At 63.9% G+C, this 24,155-nt stretch carries 22 protein-coding genes; 17 read left to right on the top strand and 5 right to left on the bottom strand.

Annotation, left to right across the window (positions count from 1 at the left end; all coding sequences use genetic code 11):
- Window positions 1-42 precede the first annotated feature (42 nt).
- Window positions 43-1,755, top strand: coding sequence for a FecR domain-containing protein (locus tag BIO17B3_RS07880; RefSeq protein WP_232054217.1), 1,713 nt, complete (start codon window positions 43-45; stop codon window positions 1,753-1,755).
- A 15-nt stretch (window positions 1,756-1,770) separates the two neighbouring features.
- A complete protein-coding gene (locus tag BIO17B3_RS07875; RefSeq protein WP_156053683.1) occupies window positions 1,771-3,792 on the top strand; it encodes a CHASE2 domain-containing protein in 2,022 nt (673 codons plus the stop codon).
- A gap of 33 nt (window positions 3,793-3,825) precedes the next feature.
- Here BIO17B3_RS07875 and mscL read toward each other — a convergent pair whose 3' ends face one another.
- Window positions 3,826-4,248, bottom strand: coding sequence for a large conductance mechanosensitive channel protein MscL (gene mscL, locus BIO17B3_RS07870; RefSeq protein WP_013107353.1), 423 nt, complete (start codon window positions 4,246-4,248; stop codon window positions 3,826-3,828).
- A gap of 134 nt (window positions 4,249-4,382) precedes the next feature.
- Window positions 4,383-4,844, bottom strand: coding sequence for a CZB domain-containing protein (locus tag BIO17B3_RS07865; protein ID WP_156053682.1), 462 nt, complete (start codon window positions 4,842-4,844; stop codon window positions 4,383-4,385).
- Window positions 4,845-5,434: 590 nt separating this feature from the next.
- On the opposite strand from BIO17B3_RS07865, the gene BIO17B3_RS07860 reads away from it, so the two are divergent.
- Together BIO17B3_RS07860 and BIO17B3_RS07855 are read left to right on the top strand one after the other, a co-directional pair.
- Complete coding sequence (locus BIO17B3_RS07860; protein ID WP_156053681.1) at window positions 5,435-6,409, top strand: sulfurtransferase; 975 nt, start codon at window positions 5,435-5,437, stop codon at window positions 6,407-6,409.
- A 352-nt stretch (window positions 6,410-6,761) separates the two neighbouring features.
- On the top strand, window positions 6,762-8,423 hold the full coding sequence (locus tag BIO17B3_RS07855; protein WP_156053680.1) for an MFS transporter: 1,662 nt from the start codon (window positions 6,762-6,764) through the stop codon (window positions 8,421-8,423).
- A gap of 104 nt (window positions 8,424-8,527) precedes the next feature.
- Here the strand turns inward: BIO17B3_RS07855 and BIO17B3_RS07850 are convergent, their stop codons facing one another.
- Complete coding sequence (locus BIO17B3_RS07850) at window positions 8,528-9,880, bottom strand: (Fe-S)-binding protein (RefSeq protein WP_156053679.1); 1,353 nt, start codon at window positions 9,878-9,880, stop codon at window positions 8,528-8,530.
- Window positions 9,877-10,554, bottom strand: a complete 678-nt coding sequence (locus tag BIO17B3_RS07845; protein WP_156053678.1) for a hypothetical protein — start codon at window positions 10,552-10,554, stop codon at window positions 9,877-9,879. Before BIO17B3_RS07845 ends, BIO17B3_RS07850 begins: the two co-directional genes overlap by 4 nt.
- 206 nt (window positions 10,555-10,760) lie before the next feature.
- Between BIO17B3_RS07845 and BIO17B3_RS07840 the strand changes: the two genes are divergently transcribed.
- The 11 genes from BIO17B3_RS07840 (at window position 10,761) to BIO17B3_RS07790 (ending at window position 21,542) form a co-directional block, all read left to right on the top strand.
- Window positions 10,761-11,006, top strand: coding sequence for a hypothetical protein (locus BIO17B3_RS07840; RefSeq protein ID WP_156053677.1), 246 nt, complete (start codon window positions 10,761-10,763; stop codon window positions 11,004-11,006).
- A gap of 128 nt (window positions 11,007-11,134) precedes the next feature.
- A complete protein-coding gene (locus BIO17B3_RS07835; protein WP_156053676.1) occupies window positions 11,135-14,122 on the top strand; it encodes a formate dehydrogenase subunit alpha in 2,988 nt (995 codons plus the stop codon).
- A gap of 31 nt (window positions 14,123-14,153) precedes the next feature.
- Window positions 14,154-14,786 (top strand): formate dehydrogenase FDH3 subunit beta, encoded by a 633-nt coding sequence (gene fdh3B, locus BIO17B3_RS07830; protein WP_013107345.1) that lies wholly within the window; start codon window positions 14,154-14,156, stop codon window positions 14,784-14,786.
- Window positions 14,783-15,016: a hypothetical protein gene (locus tag BIO17B3_RS07825; RefSeq protein WP_013107344.1), complete on the top strand. Its 234-nt coding sequence runs from the start codon at window positions 14,783-14,785 to the stop codon at window positions 15,014-15,016. Before fdh3B ends, BIO17B3_RS07825 begins: the two co-directional genes overlap by 4 nt.
- A 9-nt stretch (window positions 15,017-15,025) precedes the next feature.
- Entirely contained in the window at window positions 15,026-16,210 is a 1,185-nt protein-coding gene (locus tag BIO17B3_RS07820; RefSeq protein ID WP_156053675.1) for a formate dehydrogenase subunit gamma, read from the top strand.
- Window positions 16,211-16,229: 19 nt separating this feature from the next.
- Entirely contained in the window at window positions 16,230-16,538 is a 309-nt protein-coding gene (locus BIO17B3_RS07815; protein WP_232054216.1) for a hypothetical protein, read from the top strand.
- Between the two features lie 79 nt (window positions 16,539-16,617).
- Entirely contained in the window at window positions 16,618-17,502 is an 885-nt protein-coding gene (locus tag BIO17B3_RS07810) for a formate dehydrogenase accessory sulfurtransferase FdhD (protein WP_232054215.1), read from the top strand.
- Window positions 17,499-18,092, top strand: a complete 594-nt coding sequence (locus BIO17B3_RS07805; RefSeq protein WP_156053673.1) for a DUF3305 domain-containing protein — start codon at window positions 17,499-17,501, stop codon at window positions 18,090-18,092. The genes BIO17B3_RS07810 and BIO17B3_RS07805 overlap by 4 nt, the downstream gene beginning before the upstream one ends.
- Window positions 18,089-18,688 carry a DUF3306 domain-containing protein gene (locus BIO17B3_RS07800; protein ID WP_156053672.1) on the top strand — a complete coding sequence of 200 codons (600 nt, stop codon included), beginning with the start codon at window positions 18,089-18,091 and terminating at the stop codon, window positions 18,686-18,688. The genes BIO17B3_RS07805 and BIO17B3_RS07800 overlap by 4 nt, the downstream gene beginning before the upstream one ends.
- Window positions 18,685-20,895: a 4Fe-4S dicluster domain-containing protein gene (locus BIO17B3_RS07795; RefSeq protein WP_156053671.1), complete on the top strand. Its 2,211-nt coding sequence runs from the start codon at window positions 18,685-18,687 to the stop codon at window positions 20,893-20,895. The genes BIO17B3_RS07800 and BIO17B3_RS07795 overlap by 4 nt, the downstream gene beginning before the upstream one ends.
- A gap of 5 nt (window positions 20,896-20,900) precedes the next feature.
- Complete coding sequence (locus tag BIO17B3_RS07790; RefSeq protein ID WP_156053670.1) at window positions 20,901-21,542, top strand: molecular chaperone; 642 nt, start codon at window positions 20,901-20,903, stop codon at window positions 21,540-21,542.
- Between the two features lie 7 nt (window positions 21,543-21,549).
- On the opposite strand, the gene BIO17B3_RS07785 is transcribed toward BIO17B3_RS07790, so the two are convergent.
- On the bottom strand, window positions 21,550-22,689 hold the full coding sequence (locus tag BIO17B3_RS07785; RefSeq protein WP_156053669.1) for a TDT family transporter: 1,140 nt from the start codon (window positions 22,687-22,689) through the stop codon (window positions 21,550-21,552).
- Between the two features lie 159 nt (window positions 22,690-22,848).
- Here BIO17B3_RS07785 and BIO17B3_RS07780 point away from each other — a divergent pair, with 159 nt between their 5' ends.
- Both BIO17B3_RS07780 and BIO17B3_RS07775 read left to right on the top strand, forming a co-directional pair.
- Window positions 22,849-23,724, top strand: a complete 876-nt coding sequence (locus tag BIO17B3_RS07780; protein ID WP_156053668.1) for a hypothetical protein — start codon at window positions 22,849-22,851, stop codon at window positions 23,722-23,724.
- Window positions 23,725-23,758: 34 nt separating this feature from the next.
- Window positions 23,759-24,142: a winged helix-turn-helix domain-containing protein gene (locus tag BIO17B3_RS07775; RefSeq protein ID WP_156053667.1), complete on the top strand. Its 384-nt coding sequence runs from the start codon at window positions 23,759-23,761 to the stop codon at window positions 24,140-24,142.
- Window positions 24,143-24,155: the final 13 nt, after the last annotated feature.

Below are 24,155 nucleotides of genomic sequence, written 5' to 3'. Positions count from 1 at the left end.
TTGCCGCTTTTTTGTCGGCGGCTCGAACCGGATGTGACTCAGATGCGTTTCTCGACCCCCCTGTTTTTCACCCGTCTTTCCGCCCGCCAATCCCCCCGCCTGCGCGCTTTGCTGCTGGCTGTTTTCGCGTGGGTGATAGTGCCGACTCTGGCGCTGGCGCAAACCGCGCCAACGGCTACCAGTGTCTCGGGCGAACCGATGTGGCGCTACACCGTCCGGCCGGGCGACACCCTCATCGGTCTGGGCCAGCGTTATTTGCGAGACCCGGCGCAGTGGCCGCAGATCCAGCGCGACAACCGGGTGGGCAATCCGCGGCAGATTCCGCCGGGCACCGTCTTGCTGTTTCCCGCCGACCTGCTGCGCCAGCAGCCCTCCAAGGCGCAACTGGTGCAGGCTTTCGGCGCGGTGCGCTGGCGGGCGCAGGCGACTGAGGCCTGGCAAGACGCCCAACCGGGCCAGACCCTGGCCGCCGGCGCGCAGGTTCAAGTGCCGGATTCGGGCAGCGCTGTCATCGAACTGGCCAACGGCACCCGTCTGGCGCTGCAGCCCGGCAGCACCCTGACGCTCGACACGGTGAGCCTCTACGCCGACGGACTGATGGCCGATACCCGGCTGCGTCTGCAGCAAGGGCAGATCGACATTCAGGACAACCCACGCCGCCTGCCCAATCAGAATCTGCGCATCCTCACCCCGTCGGCCCAGGCCGTGGTGCGCGGCACGCAGTTCCGCGTCGGGGCGGGCGCCGATGCCACGCGGGAGGAAACCCTGGGCGGCGCGGTCGAGCTGCAGGCTGCGGGCGCGCAGGTGCGGGTGGATGCGGGCATGGGTTCGCTGGCGCGCGCGGGGCAGCCGCCGCTGCCGCCGGTGCGACTGTTGCCGTCGCCCGATGTGTCGGCCTTGCCGAGCCTGTTTGAACAGCTCCCGCTGCGCTTCACCCTGCCCGTGCAGGCCGGGGCGGTGTCGTGGTTCGGCCAGGTGCTGGCCGAGCGCGACAGCGCGCAGGTGCTGGTGCAGAAAACCAGTACCGGCAATGCCCTCAATGTGGCCGATCTGCCCAACGGCCGCTATGTGCTGCGGCTGCGCGCGGTCGACGCCAATGGCTTGCAGGGACAGGACGCGTCGCACGCCTTCACCGTGTTCGCGCGGCCGTTTTTCCCGATGCTGACTGCTCCGGCGGCCGGGGCGACGGTGCGTGTGGCGCGGCCCAGGCTGGCCTGGTCGGAGGTGCTGGACGTGGCGCGTTCCCGTCTACAACTGGCCGCGCAGGACGATTTCGCGCGGCCGCTTTACGACGTCGAACAGCAGGGCGCGCACTGGACGCCGCCCGCCGATCTGGCTGCGGGCGTCTGGCACTGGCGCGTGGCCAGCATCGACGCGCAGGGGCAGCAGGGGCCGTGGAGCCCGCCGCAGACCTTCCGCTATGTGCCGGGCCCCGGGCCGGCCGATCTGGCCAAGGCGACGATGCGGTTCGACCGCGATCATCTGCTGCTCGACTTGCCTGCCGCGCCGTCAGGACAACATTACGCGCTGACGCTATCTGACCACGCCAACCTGCAACCGGCGCTGGCGCAGATGCAAACGCCGGGCGGCGCGCTGACCTTGCCGCGGCCGTCTTCGGGCAAGCGCTACCTCGGCGCGCGGCTGGTGGACGACAGCGACGGCACGCAGGGGCCGCCGGTGGTGCAGGTCATCGATGTGCCGCCGCGCTATCCCGACCTCTGGCTGCTGCTGATTCCTTTGCTGCCCGCCCTGTGACGTCGTGGAGCCGCTGTGAAAACCGGATTCGCGCGTTTGCTGCGCCTCGGCGAGTCTCGCGGACGGCTGGCTCGGCCTGCTGAATCCGGCACGGCGAGCTCGGCCCGCTGGCGACCTGGGCTGGAGATTCTGCGCATCGGCGCTCTGCTGCTGATTCTGGCGCTCGGTCTGAGCCTCAGCGGGGTGCTGCAGCGCATCGATCATCTGGTGTTCGATCTGGGGCAGCGGCTGCAGCCGGTCGTGCCGCCGCAGGGCGTGGTCATCGTCGCCATCGACTCGCACAGCCTCGACCGGCTGGGCGCCTGGCCCTGGCCCCGCGCTACCGACGCCCGGCTGGTGGATGCGGTCTGCCGCGCGGGCGCCGCCGCGGTCGGGCTCGACATCGCCTTCACCGAAGCGGGCAGCGACGCGGCTGGCAACGCCGCGCTGGCTCAGTCGTTGCAGGCCTGCGGCAAGGTGGCGTTGCCGGTGGTGCTCGACAGCCTGCGCAGCGGCGGGCAGATCGTTGAAGGCCTGCCCATTCCCCAGCTTGCGGCGGCTGCGGCGGGTCTGGGCCGCATCGGCGTGCAGCTCGACGGCGATGGCGTGGCGCGCAGCGTCTATCTCTGGGAGGGCGTGGGCGCGCCGGTCTGGCCTCTCATGGCGCAGACCCTGCTCACCATCGCCCATCAGCCCGTGCGCGGCAGCGCGCCACGGCCCGCGCAGAGCGCCGTGCCGTCCCATCCCTACGCCCTGGCCGCCGCCGACCAGCGGCGGCTGCGATTCGTCGGCCCCAGCGGTACGGTGCCGCGACTGTCCGCCAGCGCGGTGCTCGACGGCGTCGTGCCGCCCGGCGCCCTGCGCGGCAAGGTGGTGCTGATCGGCGCAACCGCCGCGGGTCTGGGCGATTTTCTGGCTACCCCGGTGACGACGCAGGGCGCGCCCATGCCCGGCGTGGAGGTGCTGGCCAACACCCTCATCGCGCTGCGCGATGGCACGCTCATCCGTACCGTCTCGCTGGCCTTGAGCTTGCTCATCACGGCGCTGCTCGCGCTTGCGCCTTTGCTCTGGCTGCCGCGGCTCATGCCCCTGGGCGGGCTGATGGCCAGCGTGGCTTGGGGGCTGGTTCTGGTGGGCTCCGCTGCCGCGCTGCCAATGCTGACGGGTTGGTGGGTCGCGCCCGGCGGGGCTCTGGTGGCGGCGCTTTCCGCCTACCCTTTGTGGGGCTGGCGACGGCTGGAGGCCGCCAGACGCCATCTGGACGGTGAGCTGCGCCAGTTGCGCCGCACCGTGCGCGAGTCGCCAGAAGGCGATGCGCCCGCTAAGCCCAAGCGACTGAGTTTCGAGCGCCGCATTCTGGAGGTGCAAGCCGCGCAGCAGCGTTTGCGCGATCTGCAAACCCGCCGCGACGACGCGCTGGCCTTCATCAGCCACGACGTGCGCGCGCCTCTGGCTGGCGCCGTGCAACTGCTGCAGTCCGGCAAGATGGATGTTGCGGCGCGCGACCGCCTGCTCACCCAGCTTCGCCGTGCGCTGAACCTCTCACAAGGCTTTCTCGATCTGTCGCGCGCGCAGTCGCTGGAGCCGTCGGCCCTGGTCGAAATCGAGTTGGGCGCGGTGCTGCATCAGGCCGCCGACTTCGCTTATGACGAGGCGCTGGCGCAAGGGGTGCGCTTTGTCCGAGAAATTCCAGACGATCCGATCTGGGTGCGGGGCGATTTCGACGCCCTGGAGCGTCTGACCACCAATCTGCTGCGCAACGCAGTGCAGCACAGCCCGGCAGGCTCGAAGGTGATCCTCGGCGCCACACTCGCGCCGCGCACGGTGCGCTTCTGGGTGCGGGATCAGGGGCCGGGGCTGACGCCGGAGCAGTCGGCCCGGCTGTTCCAGCGTTTCAGCCGGGCCCATGAGGGGCCGGGCACGCCGCTGTCAGGCAGCACCGGCTTAGGGCTGTACTACGTGCGGCTGGTGGCCGAAAAGCATGGCGGCGGCGCCGGCGTGACATCGCACCCCGGAGAGGGGGCGATGTTCTGGGTCGAACTGCCCCGGCAAGCCTGAGTGTTGGCGGCCTGACGGGGCACAGACCCTGATTTACTTCTTCAGCGCGTCGCGAATTTCGCGCAGCAGCACGGTGTCTTCCGGCGTGGGTGCGGGAGGGGCCGGCGGCTCGGCGTGCTTGAGCTTGGAAATCATGCGCACCATCATGAAAATGATGAAGGCCAGGATGATGAAGTTCACGGCCACGGTGATGAAGCTGCCATAAGCCAGCACCGGCACGCCGGCTTTTTTGAGCGCCGCCAGGGTCATTTCGGTACCGGCGGGCACTTTGCCCAGGACGATGAACAGATTGGAGAAATCAAGTTTGCCGATGACCGCGCCAACAATCGGCATGATGACATCGCCGACCAGCGATTCGACGATCTTGCCAAACGCGCCGCCGATGATCACGGCAACGGCCAAGTCGATCACATTGCCTTTGACGGCAAACTCTTTGAAATCTTTCATCAGGGACATGCGGGGCTCCTCAACTGTTGGGGTAATGGCGTGAATACCTCACGCACGGCGCGGATTTTGCGGGAAAAATTGGCAATTCCCCAGCGCCACTCCCCTTTTTAGAGGGTTTTTTACAGTCTATCGCCCGGGAAGGGTCAATTCGGCCGCGCCGCGGCGTAAAACCGCACCAGTTCCAGTTGAACCTGATCAGACAGCATGCTGAACGGGCCACGCAGCAATTTTTCGGCTTCTTCGCGCTGGGCGTTGCGGCTGCTCAGCAGCACCTGCGCCGCAGCGAGGTGGAACTCGGCGTGCATCTTTCGCAGGCGCGCATATTCGGGCAGGTGTCCGTATCGGCCCTTGGCGCGACCATGCAGCCATTGACCCAGAGCGCACTGATCGTCCACGGCGACCGAGGCGATGTCCACATCATCTTGCTGACCCTCGACGATGATAGCCTTGAGGCGCTTTTTCCAGTTGAGATGGCCTTGCACCGCCTGCCCCAGATAGAGCCCGTCGAAGTGGTCTTCTTCCGGGTCGATTTCGGGGGCCAGGTGAGTGTCGGTGGCGGGAAGCAGACCGAGGTCGTGGCGGCGCAGCCAAGCGAGAAGTCCCATGAGTTGTCCTTTTTGAGAGAGGTTGTGAACGCAACATGCCGGGGCGGTTGCCGCCAGCCATGAGAAGGACTTTAAAAATCAGGCTCAGGGTCGGTCTAGGAATGTGCGGGCCGCTTTACGCTTGTATTCAGTCAAGTGTGATTTTTTGCACAGAATGTCCGGTGCGCCGCAAAGCGCGCCGCCGATACGCCAGGTCACAGTTGATACATACTGGCCCTAGTTTCCGCGTTGACATCTGCTTAAAGTGCAGTCATCCAAGTTTTGCTCCTCGTTGCTGTAAGGCTTGGCTAGGCGTGATGCGGTTGTACCCCGGATGACGCCGCCCCATCGAGCAGGGAGTGCACTGTGGTGCTGCGTTCGCGGCACCGGAGGGCTGAGGAAAAAAACAACGATCTGGAGACATCCTGCAGCGGCGTTTCGTTTGTTTCGCCGCTGCGCTGAAAACAAGCATCCACCGAATGTCGTACCGCCCGCGCCGAGCCTGGTTGCGGGTGGCGCATGCAGTGCCGCGCAGACCGGTCGGTCGGTGCGGCGACTATCCATCGCTGACTACTGAGATCGGCGAAGAAACCAACCTCGTGAGGAGCCAAATGAAACTTGCCAAAACCCTGATCGCAGCCGCCATTGGAATGGGCGCAGCCCACGCCGCTTTCGCCATGAACGTGCCTGGCCCGCTGGTCACGCCCCAGTGGCTGAAGGCGCACCAGAGCGACGTCACCGTCATCGATATTCGTGGCGGCGGCAGCATGAAAGCCTATGACGAAGAGCCGGTCATGGGCAAAGACCATTTTGTGAAAAAGAGCGGCGGCCATATCGCGGGCGCTGATCTGGTGAACTTCAACGACATTCGTGAAGAGCGCACGGTCGACGGCGTCAAGCTCAAGGCCATGATGCCGACTGCTGAATACTTCACCAAGGTCATGGACGCGGCAGGCGTGAACAGCGGCAAGCCTTACGTCATCGTGCCGACCGGCAACGCCGTGTTCGCAATGGACCGCGGCACTCGCCTGTACTTCCAGATGCGTTATTTCGGCGTGCCCGCTGATCAGATCGCCATCCTCAACGGTGGCACCAACGCCTGGATCAATGCCGGCTATCCGGTGAGCATCAAGCCCGCGCCCAAGAAAATGGGTGACTGGAAAGCCACGGGCGAAGACAAGGCGCTGTTGGCCGGTCTGAATGATGTCAAGGAAGGCGAGAAGAGCGGCACCGAGCAATTCATCGACGCCCGCCCCACCGCCCAGTACCTGGGCATTGCCAAGAAGCCGATCAACAAGACGGCGGGCCACCTGGCCGGCGCCAAGTCGTTCCCGATCGATGCCATCGTCAAGGAGGATCATGGCGCGGCCATGTTCATGAGCGCAGCCGACTACAAGAAAATCTTCCACGACTTCAACATCAGTGACACGGCGCCGACGACCACCTACTGCAACACCGGCCACCTGGCCTCGGGCGCCTGGTTCGTGGTGCATGAAATTCTCGGCAACAAGAATTCCAAGCTTTACGCCGGTTCGATGAACGAGTGGACCAACCTCGGCAACCCCACCGTGGGCCTGCCTGGCTGAGCCAGTCCGCAGCTCCAGAAACCGGCCTTGTGCCGGTTTTTTTTCGTCCATACGCTTTGGCGCATGCGGGAATACCGCAATGCAACAATGTTCGGATGCGAGTGATTTCATGCGATGAAACTTGCAAGAAAGGTGCGCAGCCCTGAAATTGCTGCACTGCAGCTTCGTGTTTTCCCTAGATTTTCATCCGCCCGACTGTCAGCGCATGGTCAGCTAGGCTGAAAACAATCCGTCATTCCCGTGACGTGCTGTAACACGTTGGCGCCGCGGGGTTGATGCGTTGCGTTGCGGGCCTCGGGTGGAAGACCCAGCAGCGACGCCACGCCCACGTCCACATCCAGGAGACTTGAGCATGGCTTCCATTGCAATGGGCGCAAAAGCGCGCCCCATGACGGCGGGCGAGAAGAAGGTGATCTTCGCCTCATCGCTCGGCACGGTATTCGAGTGGTACGACTTCTACCTCTACGGCTCGCTGGCGGCCATCATCGCCAAGCAGTTCTTCGCCGGACTGGACGCGGGATCAGCGTTCATCTTCGCGCTGCTGGCGTTTGCCGCAGGCTTCATCGTGCGACCGTTTGGCGCCCTGCTGTTCGGTCGGCTGGGCGACATGATCGGCCGTAAGTACACCTTCCTCGTCACCATTCTGATCATGGGTCTGTCGACGTTCATCGTCGGCGTGCTGCCCAACTATGCGGCCATCGGCGCGGCTGCACCGGTCATTCTCATCGCGCTGCGTCTGCTGCAAGGCCTGGCGCTCGGCGGGGAATATGGCGGCGCCGCCACCTATGTCGCTGAACACGCGCCGGCCAACAAGCGCGGCGCCTACACCTCGTGGATTCAGACCACGGCCACACTGGGGCTGTTCCTGTCACTGCTGGTCATTCTCGGCACCCGTACCCTGCTGGGCGAAGACGCGTTCAACGCCTGGGGCTGGCGTGTGCCTTTCCTCGTGTCCATCGCCCTGCTCGCCGTATCGGTTTGGATTCGACTCAAGCTCAACGAGTCTCCTGCCTTCATCAAAATGAAGGCCGATGGCAAGGCGTCCAAGGCACCGCTGACCGAGGCGTTTGCGCGCTGGGGCAATCTGAAGTACGTCATCCTCGCCCTGCTGGGCTTGGTAGCTGGCCAGGCCGTGGTCTGGTACACGGGGCAGTTCTACGCGCTGTTTTTCCTCACGCAGACGCTTAAGGTCGATGCGGTGACGGCTAACCTGCTGATTGCCGCAGCCTTGTTGATCGGTACACCGTTCTTTGTCGTGTTCGGCTCCCTGTCAGACAAAATCGGCCGCAAGCCCATCATCCTGGCGGGCTGTGCGATTGCTGCGCTGACCTACTTCCCGCTGTTCCAGGCGCTTACCCACTACGCCAACCCGGCGCTGTACCGGGCGGTGCAGAACTCGCCGGTCACGCTCACGGTCGATCAATCGCAGTGCACCTTCCAGTTCAACCCCACCGGCACGGCGAAGTTCACCTCCTCCTGCGACATCGCCAAGCAGATGCTGGCGGCCAACTCGGCCAACTACAACACCGTGTCTGGCACCGGCCCGGCGGTCATTCAGATTGGCGACAAGACCATCACCGTGGTCGGCGCCAAGGATTTGCCGCCCGATGAGTTCAAGGCCAAAGAGGCCGCGCTGAAGAAAGAAATCGGCGCCGCGCTCAAGGCGGCGGGCTACCCGGCCAAGGCGGACCCGGCGCAGATGAACACGCCGATGGTGATCGCCATCCTGGCGCTGCTGGTGATCTTCGTCACCATGGTGTACGGGCCGATTGCGGCGGCGCTGGTCGAACTGTTCCCGACCCGCATCCGCTATACCTCCATGAGCCTGCCGTATCACATCGGCAACGGCTGGTTCGGCGGCCTGCTGCCCACCATCGCCTTCGCTCTTGTGGCGCAGAACGGCAACATCTATTACGGCCTGTGGTACCCCGTCATCATTGCTGCGGGCACCTTTGTCATCGGCCTGTTCTTCCTGCCGGAAACCAAAGATCGCGACATCTACGCGGCAGACTGACCGGAACATCCCCCGCGGCGCAGCCGCGCCCGGGGGCAGACTCGCACCATGGAAAAGCCCGCTTCAGCGGGCTTTTCTTTTGGCTCGCAGGCCTGCTGCGCGGATCAGGACGGCGCTTGCTGCGAGGGATGATCCACGAGGTTTTGGGCAATGAGTTCAACCAGGCTGAGCACAGGCTTGTCCCATTCGGTTTGCTCGGCACCGGCCAGGAAGTTGAGTCGGCAACTGCCGCACGAGGTGACGATGGCCTGTGCGTCGCTGTTGTCCACCTGCGCCCGCTTGATGGCGAAAGCTTGCGCACGCAGGGGTGCCGCACGGTTGATCAAAAATCCGCCCGCACCGCCGCCGCAGCACCAGTTCATTTCTTCGGTATCCCGCGGTTCGCACAACTCAGCTCCCGTGGCGCGCAGAGCGAGTCGCGGCTGCTCGAACACGCCGCCGTGTCGGCCGAGTTTGCAGGCATCGTGGAACATCAGGGTCTGGTGCGCATCGCCGCGCAAAGGCAACTTGCCTTGCTCCACCAGTTCCCCGATCAGTTCGGAGATGGCCAGCACGCGAAAAGGCAGCGGTCCGCCGTGCACCTCAGCGCCTTCCCAGCGCAGGGCCGGGTAGGCATGGCCGCACTCTGGCACGATCACCATTTCGGCGCCTACTTCGATGGCTTGTCGGATCACGGCTTCTGACGCCTTTTTCTGCGTCTCCTCTACGCCAGAGAGCAAGCCGAAATTCGCCGCTTCATAACCATTGCTGCGCAGCGTCCAGTCCAGCCCGGCGGCGTTCAGCACTCGTGCCGTCGCCTCGAGCGCGTCCTGGAACAACAGGATGTCGAGCACCGTCGTCAGCATCAGCACCTTGGCCTTGGGTTTGTCCAGATGCACGGTCACTCCACGGCTGCGCACCGCTTCGACGGCCTGTGCAAGATGGCTGGAATCTGCTCCAAACACGGTTCCGCGGGCGTCTTGCTCGCTTTGCACGGCGCGCAGTTCGTCTGGTGCGAGTCCTGCTGCGGCCAGCGCTTCGCGCATCACATTCACGCCGCGGGCGATGTTGATGCCCATCGGACAGACCATGCTGCAACGGCCGCACTCGGTGCAACTGTCGAAGCACAGCGCCTGCCATTCCCGCAAATCATCGACATTCACATCCTGGGTGAACGGTTTCCACAGCCAGGACAGGGGGGCGACTTCGCGTCGCCAGACGCGCCGCAGCAGATCGAGCTTGTGCGTCGGGATGAGGTCAGGGTCATCGTTTTGCACGCTGAACTGGCAGGCGTCGGCGCAATAGCCGCATCGCACGCAAGATTCCAGATCGACCGCGAGGTTGCGATCCATTTTTTCCAGCATGACCGTCTTGGCACGCTTGACACGCTCCGCGTCGGGTATCTCGATCTTCGGCGCTTGTTCCGCCAGATGGGCGATGGCGTTGCCGAACTGTGCATACATCTCGCGATTCATCATGCCCGTACTCCCCGGCGCGCCATGAATGCGCCGAACTGGGCGCGGCCAAAAAACCAACTGACGGTATGGAACAGTTTGCCGAAGGGAAACCACACCAGCAGCAATTCCAGTGACATGAGGTGAATCGCCAGCCGGGTTGGATCTGCGGAGTATCCCTGCGCCGCATAGGCACTGGAGGGCTGATCGATCAAGGCCATGCCCGTGAAAATCACCAGAAACAGCAAGCCCCAGGAGATGTAGTCATCTGCGCTGGAGATCCGTCGCAGAGTCGGGTCCATCAGGCGCATGGCAAGCGCCACAAGCAAGGAGATGATGGTGACGCCCGCGGCGAGGTACATCACTGCGTCCGGCAATGCAGGCCAAGACACCCCCAGATGCCGGTGAAGAAAGGCGATATGTGGTGCGTAGCCAAACACGATGAAGGCCAGGCCGAAGTGATAGAAGTAGGGGTTGAGCGTGGCAAGTGTCGGGTTTGGGCGAGTGCCAGCGCGCGGCAACATATGCCGCAGGACCGTGAACCAGATCGCCCCTTGCACATGGAGGCGCCGCGGGGTCGATGTGGCCAGCTTGGTTGGACGGCGAATCAACCCTGCCGCTCGCCACAGCATGCCCAGCACGAAGATCAATACGCTGCCGACAAGTAACGGGCCACGCGCCAGGGTCAGGAGGTCCATGAAAATCCCTTTGCTTTGTAAGGGTTTTGATATTAGGCTGCGGAGCAGTGGAGTGCAAGCGATTGTTTATTCGCGAATCCGGATGTTTGTATGCATTGCAAATTGCGTTGAGTTGACGCGGTTATAGGGCTACAGTTCGCATAAAAAAATCAATCGCGCCGCGCAACACACCGCGGCCCACTGCGGCCTGCCGCAAGGAGACTCGAATGACTGAAAAACGAATACCCCCGGGCGACGCCAATACGGCAACTGCGATCAAGCGTCGTTCGCTACTGCAAGGAATGAGCGGCGTAGCTGCGGCGGTTTTTGGCGCAAGTGTTGCAAGGGCGGATGCCATGGCGCAGCCGGTCTTGACCAAGACGGCAGCAGAGCCCAAGGTTGACGCCACACAGCAGACGGGCTACCACCTGACCGAGCACATTCGTGCCTACTACCGCACAACCCGGCTTTGAACGCCTGGCAAATGCGACCTATACGATCTGCCGCGCGGCGCCACTTTCAAGCCTTACTGGCAAGCCTTTGAAGCCAGGGTTTCGCCCGCCGCGCCACCTGCTCCCACGCATCACAATGGAGTGAAGACATGCTGCTAACTCGTCGTTCCGAAAGCAAGGACACCCAAGGTAAGTCCCCGGACACCTCGACCCTCTGGGTCGATCAGCTCAAGCGCAGCCTGAACCGCGCCTTGCCGACGATCGACCGTCGTGCATTTCTGCGGCGCTCCGGCATTGGGGTGGGGCTGGGGCTCGGAGCGGGTTTGATCGGCTCGCAACTGCACTTGGTGAAGAAGGCCGACGCGGCCGATACGCCAGCGCCGGGTTCGGCCGGAAGCAAAAATGTAGTGACCCGGCGCACGGTCTGCACGCACTGTTCGGTCGGTTGCGCCTCGGACGCCATGGTGGAAAACGGGGTGTGGGTGCGGCAGAACCCGGTGTTCGAATCTCCGCTCAACCTAGGCGCACACTGCGCCAAAGGCGCTGCGCTGCGCGATCATGGCCGCGGTGATCACCGTCTGCGCTATCCGATGAAGCTGGTGGACGGCAAGTATCAGCGCATCTCCTGGGATCAGGCGCTGCAGGAAATCACCGACCGTCTATTGGAGATTCGCAAGGAAAGCGGGCCGGACGCGCTGTTTGTCGTCGGTTCGAGCAAGCACAGCAACGAGCAAGCCTATTTGCTGCGCAAGTGGGTCTCCTTCTGGGGTACGAACAACTGCGATCACCAGGCGCGCATCTGCCATTCCACCACCGTCGCCGGTGTCGCCAACACCTGGGGCTACGGCGCCATGACCAATTCGTACAACGATCTGGCCAACTCCAAGGTGGCGTTTTTCATCGGTTCAAATGCGGCCGAGGCGCATCCGGTGTCCATGCTGCACTTGCTGCACGCCAAGGAAAACGGCTGCAAGGTCATCGTGGTCGATCCACGCTTCACACGCACGGCAGCCAAGGCCGATATGCACGTGAGGCTGCGCTCGGGTACCGACGTGCCGGTGGTGTTCGGCATCCTCTATCACATCTTCAAGAATGGCTGGGAAGACCAGCAGTATCTTGATGCCCGGGTCTGGGGCATGGGCAAGGTCAAGGAGGACGTGCTGGCAAAGTGGAACCCCGATGCGGTCAAGGAGGTTTCCGGCGTGGATGGCGACACCACGTTTGCCATTGCCAAGATGCTTCACGAAAACAAGCCGGGCACTATTGTGTGGTGCATGGGGCAGACCCAGCACACCATCGGCCACGCCATCGTGCGGGCTTCTTGCATCCTGCAGCTGGCGCTGGGCAATGTCGGCAAGTCGGGCGGCGGCACCAATATCTATCGTGGCCATGACAACGTGCAGGGCGCAACCGATGTGGGCCCCAACCCGGATTCTCTGCCCGGCTACTACGGTGTGATCGAGGGCGCCTGGAAACACTACGCCGGGGTCTGGGGGGTGGACTATGAATGGATCAAGGGCCGATTCGCTCCGGGCATGATGACCAAGCCGGGAATGACGGTCTCGCGCTGGATCGACGGCGTGCTCACGCCCAATGACATGATCGATCAGGGGCCGAACCTGCGCGCCCATATCTTCTGGGGGCATGCGCCCAATTCGCAAACCCGTGGCCTCGACATGAAAAAGGCCATGAACAAACTCGACCTATTGGTCGTGATCGATCCCTATCCATCGGCCACTGCCGCCATGGCCGCCATGCCGTCTGATGACGCCCCGCTCAACCCCAAGCGCGCCGTGTACCTGTTGCCGGCTACCACGCAGTTCGAGACCTCGGGTTCGGTGACAGCGTCCAACCGTTCGCTGCAATGGCGCGAGAAGGTGGTCGAGCCGATGTTCGAGTCGCGCACCGATCACATGATCATGACCCAGCTCGCCGACAAGCTCGGCTTCGGCAAGGAGTTGGTGAAGAACTACAAGATGGTGCCGGGCAAGGGCGGCATGATGGAGCCGGAAACCGAGTCCATCCTGCGCGAGATCAACCGTGGGGTCTGGACCATTGGCTACACCGGACAAAGCCCGGAGCGGTTGAAGGCGCACATGCGCAATATGCACGTGTTCGACGTCAAGACTCTGCGCGCCCGAGGCGGCATCGACAAGGAAACCGGCTACAAGCTCGACGGCGAATACTTCGGTCTGCCCTGGCCCTGCTACGGCACTCCGGAGTTGCGCCATCCGGGCACGGCGAATCTGTACGACACCTCGCTCAATGTCATGGAAGGCGGCGGCAACTTCCGCGCCAACTTCGGCGTCGAACGCGACGGCCAGTCTTTGCTGGCGGCGGACGGTTCTGCCTCGAAGGGCGCGGACATCCAGACCGGCTATCCCGAGTTCGACTCCACTCTGCTGAAAAAACTCGGCTGGTGGAACGAACTCACCGACGCCGAGAAAAAGCTGGCCGACGGCAAGAACTGGAAGACCGATCAATCGGGCGGCATCATCCGCGTGGTGATGAAAAACCATAGCTGCCACCCCTTCGGCAATGCCCGCGCCCGCGCCGTGGTGTGGAACTTCCCCGACCCGATTCCGCAGCACCGCGAGCCCTTGTTCTCGGTGCGGCCCGACATGGTGGTCAAGTATCCGACTTACGACGACAAAAAGACCTTCTGGCGCCTGCCGACTCTCTACAAGACAGTGCAGGACAAGAACATCGACATCGTCAAGAAATTTCCGCTCATCCTTACCTCCGGGCGGCTGGTCGAGTATGAAGGCGGCGGCGACGAAACCCGCTCCAACCCTTGGCTGGCCGAGCTGCAGCAGTTCGCCTTCGTGCAGGTCAATCCGGCGGTGGCCAACGACCGCAACATCCGTGAAGGCGATGACGTCTGGGTGAGCACGCCCACCGGTGCACGCATCAAGGTGCGCGCGCGCGTCACTGAGGCGGTCGACCGATCCACCGTGTTCATCCCCTTCCACTTCGCCGGTCACTGGCAGGGCAAGGATTTGCGCCAGTACTACCCGGAAGGCGCCGCGCCCATCGTGCTGGGCGAGGCGGTCAACACGGCCACGACTTACGGCTACGACGCGGTGACCATGATGCAGGAAACCAAGACCACCGTCTGCCAACTCGAACGCGCCTGATGCGCCCTCACGCTCAACGGAGACAATCCCCATGGCCCGCATGAAATTCATCTGTGACGCCGAGCGTTGCATCAACTGCAACGGCTGCGTCACCGCCTGCAAAAACGAGAACGAGGTGCCCTGGGGCGTGAACCGCCGCCGCGTGGTCACCATGAACGAAGGCGTACCCGGCGAGAAGTCCATCTCGGTGGCCTGCATGCACTGCTCGGACGCGCCGTGCATGGCGGTGTGTCCGGTGAGTTGTTTCTATCGCACCCCGGAAGGCGTGGTGCTGCACGACAAGGACGTGTGCATCGGTTGCGGCTATTGTTCCTACGCTTGCCCCTTCGGCGCGCCGCAGTTTCCGGCCAACGGCGAATTCGGCCTGCGCGGCAAGATGGACAAATGCACCTTCTGCGCCGGCGGCCCCGCGCCCAACGGCTCGGAGGAACAATTCAAGGAATACGGCCGCGACCGTCTGGCCGAAGGCAAGCTGCCGATCTGCGCCGAGATGTGTTCGACCAAGGCGTTGTTGGCGGGGGACGGCGAGGTCATTGCCGACATCCTGCGCGACCGCGTGCTGCACCGCGGCGGCGGCGCCGAACTGTGGGGTTGGGGGACGGCATATGGCAAGGCTGACGCGCAAGCACAGCCCGCACCGACGAAGCAAGGGGAGTCATCATGAACCGCATCATGTCCTTGATGTTCGCAGCCGTCTTGCTCGCCATGACGGCCGGATGCAGTCAGAAACCACAGACCCTTACCCAGACCGGAGCACCGCCTTCGCAAGACCCGTGGATGGGCGCCAATCCCGCTTTCACCGAAAAGGACTGGAAGGTGGGGGATAAGGCCAGCTGGCAGCGCGAGATCAACCGTCGCGCCCAGAACCAGAACGAATACGTGCGCATGCGCTAGGAGCGGGCCATGTTCAGATTCACATCCCGTTTTGTTGCCGCTTTTGTTGCTGCTCTTGCGCTGGGCTTGAGCGTGAGTTTGGGCGCGTCTGCTGCGCTCGCGGCGGATGCGCCAGCAACGCTCACCCCGGGGCCGCAGACTGGCACGGCGCAGCGCGCAGATCAAGCTGCGGCCCCTCCGGGCGCTTCAACCATCCCCGGCTATCTGCAGCAAACCAATGGCGAGCGTGCGCAAGTGCAGCCTGGCAATAATGCACCCATGTGGCGCGACATCAAGCAGCAAGCCGGTTTCTCCAGCCTGCCCGACCCCGAAGCCGGGGTGCTGATTCAGCCGCAAACGGCGTATCCCGGCTCAGCCTTTACCTCGGCAGGCGAAGCGTGGCGGCAGACCCGTAATCTGCTGCTCATTCCAGTCGGCGGCTGGCTGCTGATCCTCGCTCTGGTGGGTATTGGCGCGTTCTACTTGTTCCGCGGAAAAATCCGGCTGGAGCACAAACCCACGGGACGCAAGATCGAGCGTTTCACGCCGTTCGAGCGTTTCATGCACTGGGTGCTGGCGTTCTCGTTCATCGCCCTGGCGGTATCAGGCGTCGTCATCATGTTTGGCAAATTCTTCCTGCTTCCCATTCTGGGTTCGGCGTTTTTCGGCTGGCTCACCTACGCGCTCAAGACCATCCACAACTTCATCGGGCCGCTGTTCGGGCTATCGCTGGTGATCGTGCTGCTGACCTTCGTGCGCGACAACCTGCCGAGCAAGAGCGACCTGGCCTGGCTCGCAAAGGGGGGCGGTTTGTTTGGCGGCGGCGAAGCACCATCCGCGCGGTTCAACGCGGGCGAGAAAATCTGGTTCTGGGTCGGGGTGCTGTTCTTGGGCCTGCTGGCAGTGGCATCGGGCCTGGTGCTCGACAAACTGGTGCCCAACTTTCCCTACACCCGCGGTGCCATGCAGGTGGCCGAAATCGTCCACGCCTCAGCCACCATTTTGTTCATGGCCATGGCCTTCGGCCACATCTACATCGGCAGCGTTGGCACGGAGGGCGCGCTCGATGGCATGCGCACTGGTTATGTGGACGAGAGCTGGGCGAAGCAGCACCACACGCTCTGGCTGGATGCGATCAAGTCCGGGAAAATTCCCGCCCAGCGCAGCGGCCCTAATGCGCAGGCGCCAGTGCCCGTGATCAAACCCAAGGCTTGAGGAGATGATGATGCGATGCATGCGTGGACTAATAGTGGCCGTCTCGCTGGCTTGCGGCGCAACGGCGTGGGCCAAGTTGCCGCCGCCAAGCCCGGAAGCCAAGGCGAAGGCAGAAGAAGCCGCAGCCAAAGCTAAATGGGCCGACAAGGTGGCCGCCTATCAGCTGTGTCAAACCCAGGATAAAGTGGCGGCGTTTTATTACGCTCAGGCCAAGGAACAAGGCAAGGCGACCCAGCCGCCGGTTCCTACCCCGCCCTGTGTGAACCCCGGGCCGTATGTGGCCGCACAATCTGACGCAGCCGCCCCGGCAGCCGCCGCGCAGAAATAAGGAGCAGCGTCTGGGCGCCGTCATGTGGGCCGACAGGTTGTCACGCCTTGATTTGCAACCGCCCGAGAAGAATGTATTGATGGCCCAATCTGAATTAGTGTCTTCGCAACACGTCACTGCGTCTGCATTGCCGCCTCGTGTTCCGCAACTCAGCCAGGCGCGAGAGGCCCTCACCCGAGGTGTGAGGGTACGCAACGAATTTGGGGAAACGCAGGAGGCCCAAATTCCTGCAGAGCGGCCGTTGACGCTGTATCTCGACAAGCAGGAGCTCGTCACCCTAATGACCGTGGGCGCGGCCCCCGAGTTGCTGGCGCTGGGTTATCTTCGCAATCAGCGTCTGGTGCACTCGATCGCCGATATTGCCTCCGTGCAGGTCGATTGGGAGGTGGAGGCCTGCTCCATCACCAGCCGCAGCGGCATTGCGGATTTGACGCAGCGCACCGCAGGTCGGCGCGTGGTCACCACGGGCTGCGGACAGGGCACGGTCTATGCCAGCCTGATGGACGAAGTGGACAACGCGGCGCTTGATGCTGAAACCCGGATCAGTCAAGGCGAGTTATACGCGCTGCTCGATGCCATGCGCCTGCATGATTCGCTCTACAAATCAGCCGGCTCGGTACATGGCTGCGCCCTGTTCGAGGGCAGCCGCCTGCTGATGTTCACCGAGGATGTGGGCCGCCACAATGCGGTGGACGCAATCTCTGGCTGGATGTGGTTGCACGGCGTGGGCGGCCAGGGCAAAGTGTTTTACACCACAGGCCGATTGACCTCGGAAATGGTCATCAAATGTGCGTTGATGGGGGTGTCCATCCTGGTTTCGCGATCGGGCGTGACGCAAATGGGCTATGACATCGCCGAGCGCCTGGGCATCGCCCTGTTCGCTCGCTGCACCAATCGCCACTTTCTGCAATACACCGCGCCTGAGCGTTTTGTTGCTGAGCCGCTGGAGCGGTTATCGGCATGAGCGCACCGGTTTCCGCGCCTGCCGCATGGCCCATCGCCGTGCTCATGCAGCGCGACCAGCTCAACAATCGCTGGCAGCGCTGGCGCTGGGGTCTGCGCGATGTCCTGCCTGCGACGGCAGGCCGTGTGGCGCTGGAATCTGCGCCCATCTGTCTGGAGTGGAGCGGGACGCAGTCGCAATGGTTGTATCCCGGCTTCAGCGTGCAACTGTTCCGGGACGAGGCGGAGGGCTATCACCTCAACCTCACCTCGCCGCAGCCCAGCTGGTTTGTCTGGTGGACGCCAGCGGCAGAGCCGGAATGCGACGATCCGCGCCATGCGCCCGAAGGCTTGCCCGTCATTCAGGCGGTGACTCTGTCGTACAACGAAGCGGCCCGCTGGATGGATGCCGGCGAAACCATCGAGATTGCACCGCTGCCGGCCGCGGTGGCCAACTGGCTGGCCGATTTTTCCTCGCTGCATTACAAGCCCGAACCACGCAAGCGCCGCCGTCCGCAAAGCTTTCTGGCCCCTGATGAACGCGATGTATCGTGCAGCAAGGCGCCAAGTCCTAGCGCCGACGGAGACGATCCACCGGTCTGTTGTCCATGAGTGAAGCCAGTTCTCCCGAAGACCGCGGTTTTCTATCGCGCTGGTCGCGGCGCAAACTGCAGGCCGGGACAGATTCCGTTCCCGCAGCGGCGCCCGTCGCCCCTGCGCCGGACAAGGGTGAGGAACTAGCCGCTGTTCCCGAACCTGTTCCTGCGCCTGCAAACGATCAGCCGCCACCGCCCACGCTGGACGAGCTGCAAGCGCTCGATCACACCGCCGATCTGACACGGTTCATCGCCAAAGGTGTGGACGAAGGCGTGCGCCGTGCCGCCCTGCGCAAGCTGTTTGCCGATCCGCAGTTCAACGTGATGGATGGGCTCGATACCTATATCGACGACTACAACACCCCCAGCCCGGTTCCGCCCGGCCTTCTGGCGCGCTTGAAACTGACTCCGAATTTGGGGCTCGACCTGGCAGACCCCGCCCTTGCAACGCCCGCAGCGCAGCGACCGGCTTCCGAGTGCCTCGGTTCGACTTCGGAAAACCGCACTCCGACCACCGCGAATGAGGCCGACACCACGGATCAGCCTGACTCGGCGCCTACTCCCGACATGCCCCAAGACGCCTCTCTGAACGCAACACCTCCCACCCCATGAAAACTCTGGTCTGCAATTGCAACCACACCATGCCGCTGGACGGCCCGCAGCTGACTGCCGCTTTGGGCCAGACCATCGAACCGCACAGCCAGCTGTGTCGCCGTGAGATCGTGCGCTTTCAGCAGGCCGCACAGAGCACCGAGCCCTTGCTCGTCGCTTGCACGCAAGAGGCCAAGCTATTTGCCGCACTGGCGTCGCAGACCGAGGGCGTGCCACCGCCCGATGTAAGGCCGATCCGGTTTGTCAACATCCGTGAAACCGCAGGCTGGAGTCGTGAGGCCAAGGCTGCCGGCCCGAAAATCGCCGCCCTGCTTGCTGCCGCGGCGTTGCCCGAGCCCGAACCCGTGCCGACCGCGAGCTATCACAGCGCGGGGCGTTGCCTGGTCATTGGCGATGCCGAGTCGCTGGACATGGCGCGCAAGCTCCTTGCCGACGGCCTGGAACTCACCCTGCTCGACACCGGGCGTCCGGGTGGACGTGCTGCGCCCGCCGCATTGCCGCTGCAGCATGAACATCCGGTTCATGCCGGGCGCGTGCGCAGCGTGCGCGGCTGGCTGGGGGCTTTCGAGGTGGATATCGAGAGCGCCAATCCGGTCGATCTCGATGTCTGCACCCGCTGCAATGCCTGCCTTGCCGCCTGCCCCGAGGGCGCGATCGGGCTGGACTACCAGATCGACCTGCAACGCTGCACCGGTCATCGCGATTGTGTGCAGGCCTGCGGCGCCATCGGCGCCATCGACTTCAACCGCGGCCCTCGGGCGGACACGCTGCAAGTCGATCTGGTGCTCGATCTGCAGCCGCAGCCCAGCCTGTCGCTGCATCAGCCGCCGCAGGGCTATTACGCCCCGGGCTCCGACCCGCTGGCGCTAGTGCGCGCCGCGACTGAACTGCGCGATCTGAAGGGTAGCTTCGACAAGCCCCGGTTTTTTCAGTATGACGCCAAGCTCTGTGCGCACTCCCGTAACACCCTGCTGGGTTGCCACGCCTGTATCGACATCTGCTCCGCGCAGGCCGTGCACAGCCGTGCCCGCTTGCGGCCCGACCAGACACCCCCCATCGCCGAGGCCGATTCCATCCTACCCACCGCCGCGCAAAAAAAGCCCTTCGTCGAGCAGATCGAGATCGACCCGCATCTGTGCGTCGGCTGCGGCGCCTGCACCACGGTGTGTCCTACCGGGGCGCTCACCTACGCCTACCCGCGCGCACCGGAAATTGGCGCACGGCTGCGTACCCTGCTGCTCACCGCCCAGCGCGCCGGGCTGAAGCGGCCGACGCTGCTGTTCCACAGCCAAGAAACGGGTGCGGAACTCATCGGGCAGCTTGGTCGGCTCGCGGCGGCAGATCCCCGCGTTCGCGGCCTGCCCGCCCACGTTATTGCGGTGCCGCTGTGGCATATCGCCTCGGTGGGCATGGAGCTTTGGCTGTCCGCATTTTCCTGGGGCGCGGCAGAGATTCTGGTCTTGTCCGACAACACTGAATCCCCGGCCTACCTCCATGCCCTCCAAGGCCAGATGCAGCTCACCGAAACGCTGCTGCACGGCATGGGCTATCGCGGGGCACGGCTGCGTTTGTTGCAGACTGCCGATGCGCGAGAACTCGATGCCTTGCTGGCGCCGCCGCGACCAACAGGTGCGGTTCCCAGCATCCAGGCGCAGTTCGCCGCCCTACCGCAGAAGCGCGCCACGCTCGATCTCGCGCTCGACCATCTGATCCGCCATGCGCCCGCGCAAGAGGTGGCGTCGGGCGCGGCCGTCATCCCCCTGCCGCATGGCGCGGGTTCTCCCCTTGGCGCCATCCGGGTGGACGCCAGCCGCTGCACCCTGTGCCTGAGTTGTGTCGGCGCCTGTCCTGCGGGGGCTTTGGCCGATAACCCGCTGGCGCCGCAACTGCGATTCATCGAAAAGAACTGCGTGCAGTGCGGCTTATGCGTCAACACCTGCCCGGAAGACGCCATTCGTCTGGAGCCGCGTCTGCTTTGGGGGCCTCAGCGCAGCGCGCCGCAGGTGCTCAACGAAGCCCAGCCCTGGCGCTGCGTGCGCTGCGGCAAGCCCTTCGGTACGGTGCAGGCCATCGAGCAAATGGTGGCCAAGCTCTCCGGCCACCCGGCCTTCGCGGGCGACGCAGCCAATCGGCTGAAAATGTGCAGCGACTGCCGGGTGATCGACATGCATACCCGCGCCGACACCACCATTCACGACCTGCCCTGATCGCCATGCTGCAACCTCTGTCGATGCAACACCCTGATGTGGAGCTGGCCGCGCCCGGCAGCGATGAAGACGCCGCCCGCGCCGATCTCTGGGGATTGCTTGCGCTGCTGTTCATCGCGCCGCCCTCGCAACCAGTGCTGTCGCAACTGGCGGGCATGTTGGCGGTCGAAAATGCTGACCAAAGCGCACTGCACTTGGCCTGGAGCAATTTGCTGAACACCGCCGCCGTGGTGACGCCCGAAGAGATTCGGGATGAATTCGAAATCCTGTTCGGCGGCACGGGGCGGCCTGCGGTGTATGTCTATGGCTCGTTTTACCTGGCCGGCGCGCTGCACGAAAAGCCGCTGGCCCGGCTGCGCGCGGATTTGCAGGACATCGGGCTGGCCCGCCGCATCGACTTGGGGGAAAGCGAAGACCACTTCGCCATCCTCGCCGAAACCATGCGCTATCTCATTGCGGGGGACGACCCTGCGGTGTGCAACCTGACGCGGCAGCGCGATCTGTTCCAGCGCCATATTCAGCCCTGGGGCGCCCAGATGTGCGAGGCCATCGAGGGCGATCACGCGGCGCGGTTCTACCGTGCGGTGGCAGGCTTTACCCGCGAATTTCTCCAAGTGGAGCAGATGGCGTTCGATCTGCTGGATTGATCTGGTTTTACGCTGTTTTTGCGGGCAGCTCCGGCTTGCAGTTCAGGCAAGGCGCCTGCACCAGATGGCCGTGCCACAGACCGTGGGCGCTGCGCACCGCCACCACGGCCCAGGCCGCCACCAGCGCGACGATCAGCGTGGCGGCAAATGCGGTGAAGAAGGCCATGCCGGTGCGCAGTCCCAGAGTCAGGCTGGCAGCGGTATAGACGCCCACGGGGAAGGTGAACCCCCACCAGCCCAGGTTGAAGGGCAAACCGCGCCGAACCTGAATGGCCGTGAGCGCAATGGCCGTCACCAGCCACCACAGACCCAGGCCCCACAGAATCAGCGCGCCGATCACGCCCAGCGGCCCTGCCAGCGCGGCCACGGGCGCCATCACCGTGCCTGCGAAAGCCTGCGGCGCTGCGGCGCCAAGGGTGAGCAGCGCGAAAGCGCCCGTGCCGATCGGCCCCAGACTCAGCCAGGTCGAGACGCCGAGTTCTTTGGGCGGCAGCTTGTGCAGCGCCAGCCGCAGATACAGCACGGTGAGAATGCCCAGCGCAATCGGAACCGACATGCCCCACAAGGCATAACCCGAGACGATCAGCGCCTGCGCCTGCGCGGCGGGCAGATGCTGCGCCAGATAGCCCGCACTCGACGCCGCCACTTCGGCGGGCACGACTGGCAGCAGCCACACGCCCGTCATGCGCTCCAGGCTGTGATCCTGCGCGGTGAACTGATACCAGGGCACCAGCCAGCCGGTGAGTAGCGACAGGGCGGCATCGATCCACCACAGGTGGGTGGCCAACTCGGCGGCGGCGGGTTGCCCCGGATGAAACAGCACCAGCCCGTTGACCAGCGGGATGAGCGCCATGGGGATGGCGCCCAAAAACATCGACTGCACGGGATGGCGCAGTAGCGGCATCGCGTCCTGTGTGAAAAACAGCCAACGCGCTGCGAAAAGACCTGTAAAGAGCGCGAAAATGGCGGCATCGGCGATGAAAAGTCCATAAGCCAGGGCATGCAGGCCAGCGATGCGCGCCGGAAACTGCGCCAGCAGCAAAAAGGTGATGCCCGTGCCCATGTTCACCGTGAACCAGTTGGGCGTGAATTGGCGCACGAGTTCGATGGGGGAGGGCAGTCGGTTGAGCGGTTTCCAGGGGGACATGATGGGCAGCCAAACGGTAATCAATGAATGGCTTCATACTAGGCGGAACCCTAAAATAAATAAAACGAATAGTTTTTATAATTTAAACAATATTTTCCAGTAGATCGTTGTCGAGATGGCGGGTGTCAGCCAAAGCGCCGTATCGGGCGTTGGACTGCTATGAATACTTTCAACTCTTTGCGGCTCCCCGGCTTGCGGCCCTGGCGTTTGGGCGGTATCACTGCCTTGTTGTTAGTCTTGGCCGCCTGCTTTGCGCACCTGGCTGCGGCGCAGTCGGTCAAGGAGGCGGTCACTTTCTCGGCGCAATGGCAGGTGCATCTCCAACAGGATGGCAAGGGGTCCGACTCCCGCGGCGCACAATGGCTGGTCTTGCTCGGCGGGCTGGGCGGACAGGAGGGCGTGGCCACCGCGCAAGACCAGGTGAGCTGGCCTGCGCAGGGCAACGGCGCCTACCGCATCGACAGCACCCTCACGCCGCGGGGTGCGCTTGCCGTGCTGCTGCGTCGGCTGCACTGGGTGCGCGGTGCAAGCGGAGAAGTTCGCGACGGCAAGCCCGAGCTGCTGTCGGCCAGCAATCAGCGGGGGGATAGCCCGGCCACGCTGATGCAGATCGAGCATGGGCGTATGCAGGTGACGACTGCGGCTCAGGCGGCGTCAGCGCCGGCGGAATCGACGACGCCGACGCAGCCCGCGCCGCCCGGGCTCACCGATCCACTGACGCTGAGCTGGGGGTATCTGCAGCGCCCGCTGCCTACCCGCGCCTTCACCGCGCCCTTGCTCATCAATGACAAGGTGCAGACCGCCCACATCACGCCGCAGCGCACCACGTTGAAATGGCAGGGCCAGGAGGTGGCGTGCACTCTGCTCGACGCTCACAGCGCGCAGAGCAGTGCCACTTTGCGCATCTGGCTGCGGCAAAGCGATGGCCTGCCGCTGCAGGTCGAACTCGGCATGGGCGACCGCTACGGGCTCGATGTGGTGCAGACTCTTGCAGCGGTACCGGATGGGCTGCCCGCCGCACATGTTCAGCACTGAACCGTAGGCGTCGGCGAAGCGCTACGCTATATGCATGAACGAGAACGGCACAGCAGACGACAAGGCGCCCCTGCCACCCGCGGATACGGCGAGGGTGCGCTTGCAGATCAAACAAGGCACGGCGCTCGGGCCCGGCAAGGCCGCGCTGCTCGAAGCGCTGGAGCGCACCGGTTCGATTTCAGCCGCCGGGCGGGCGCTCGACATGAGTTATCGCCGCGCCTGGCTGCTGATTCACAGCGTCAATCAGGCTTACAAAGAACCGTTGGTCGAAGCCTCCAAGGGAGGCGCGGGCGGAGGCGGTGCGCTGCTCACCCCGCTGGGACGCGAGGTGCTGTCGATCTACCGGCGCATGGAACGCAAGGCGCTCAGGGCCATTCAGCCCGACCTCGACGTGCTGCAAAAACTGCTGCGCGAGTGAGGCTTTGGGAAGC

The sequence above is a fragment of the Thiomonas sp. OC7 genome (assembly GCF_900634595.1).
Classification (GTDB): domain Bacteria; phylum Pseudomonadota; class Gammaproteobacteria; order Burkholderiales; family Burkholderiaceae_C; genus Thiomonas; species Thiomonas arsenitoxydans.
This window is presented reverse-complemented; position numbering and strand designations above follow the sequence as displayed.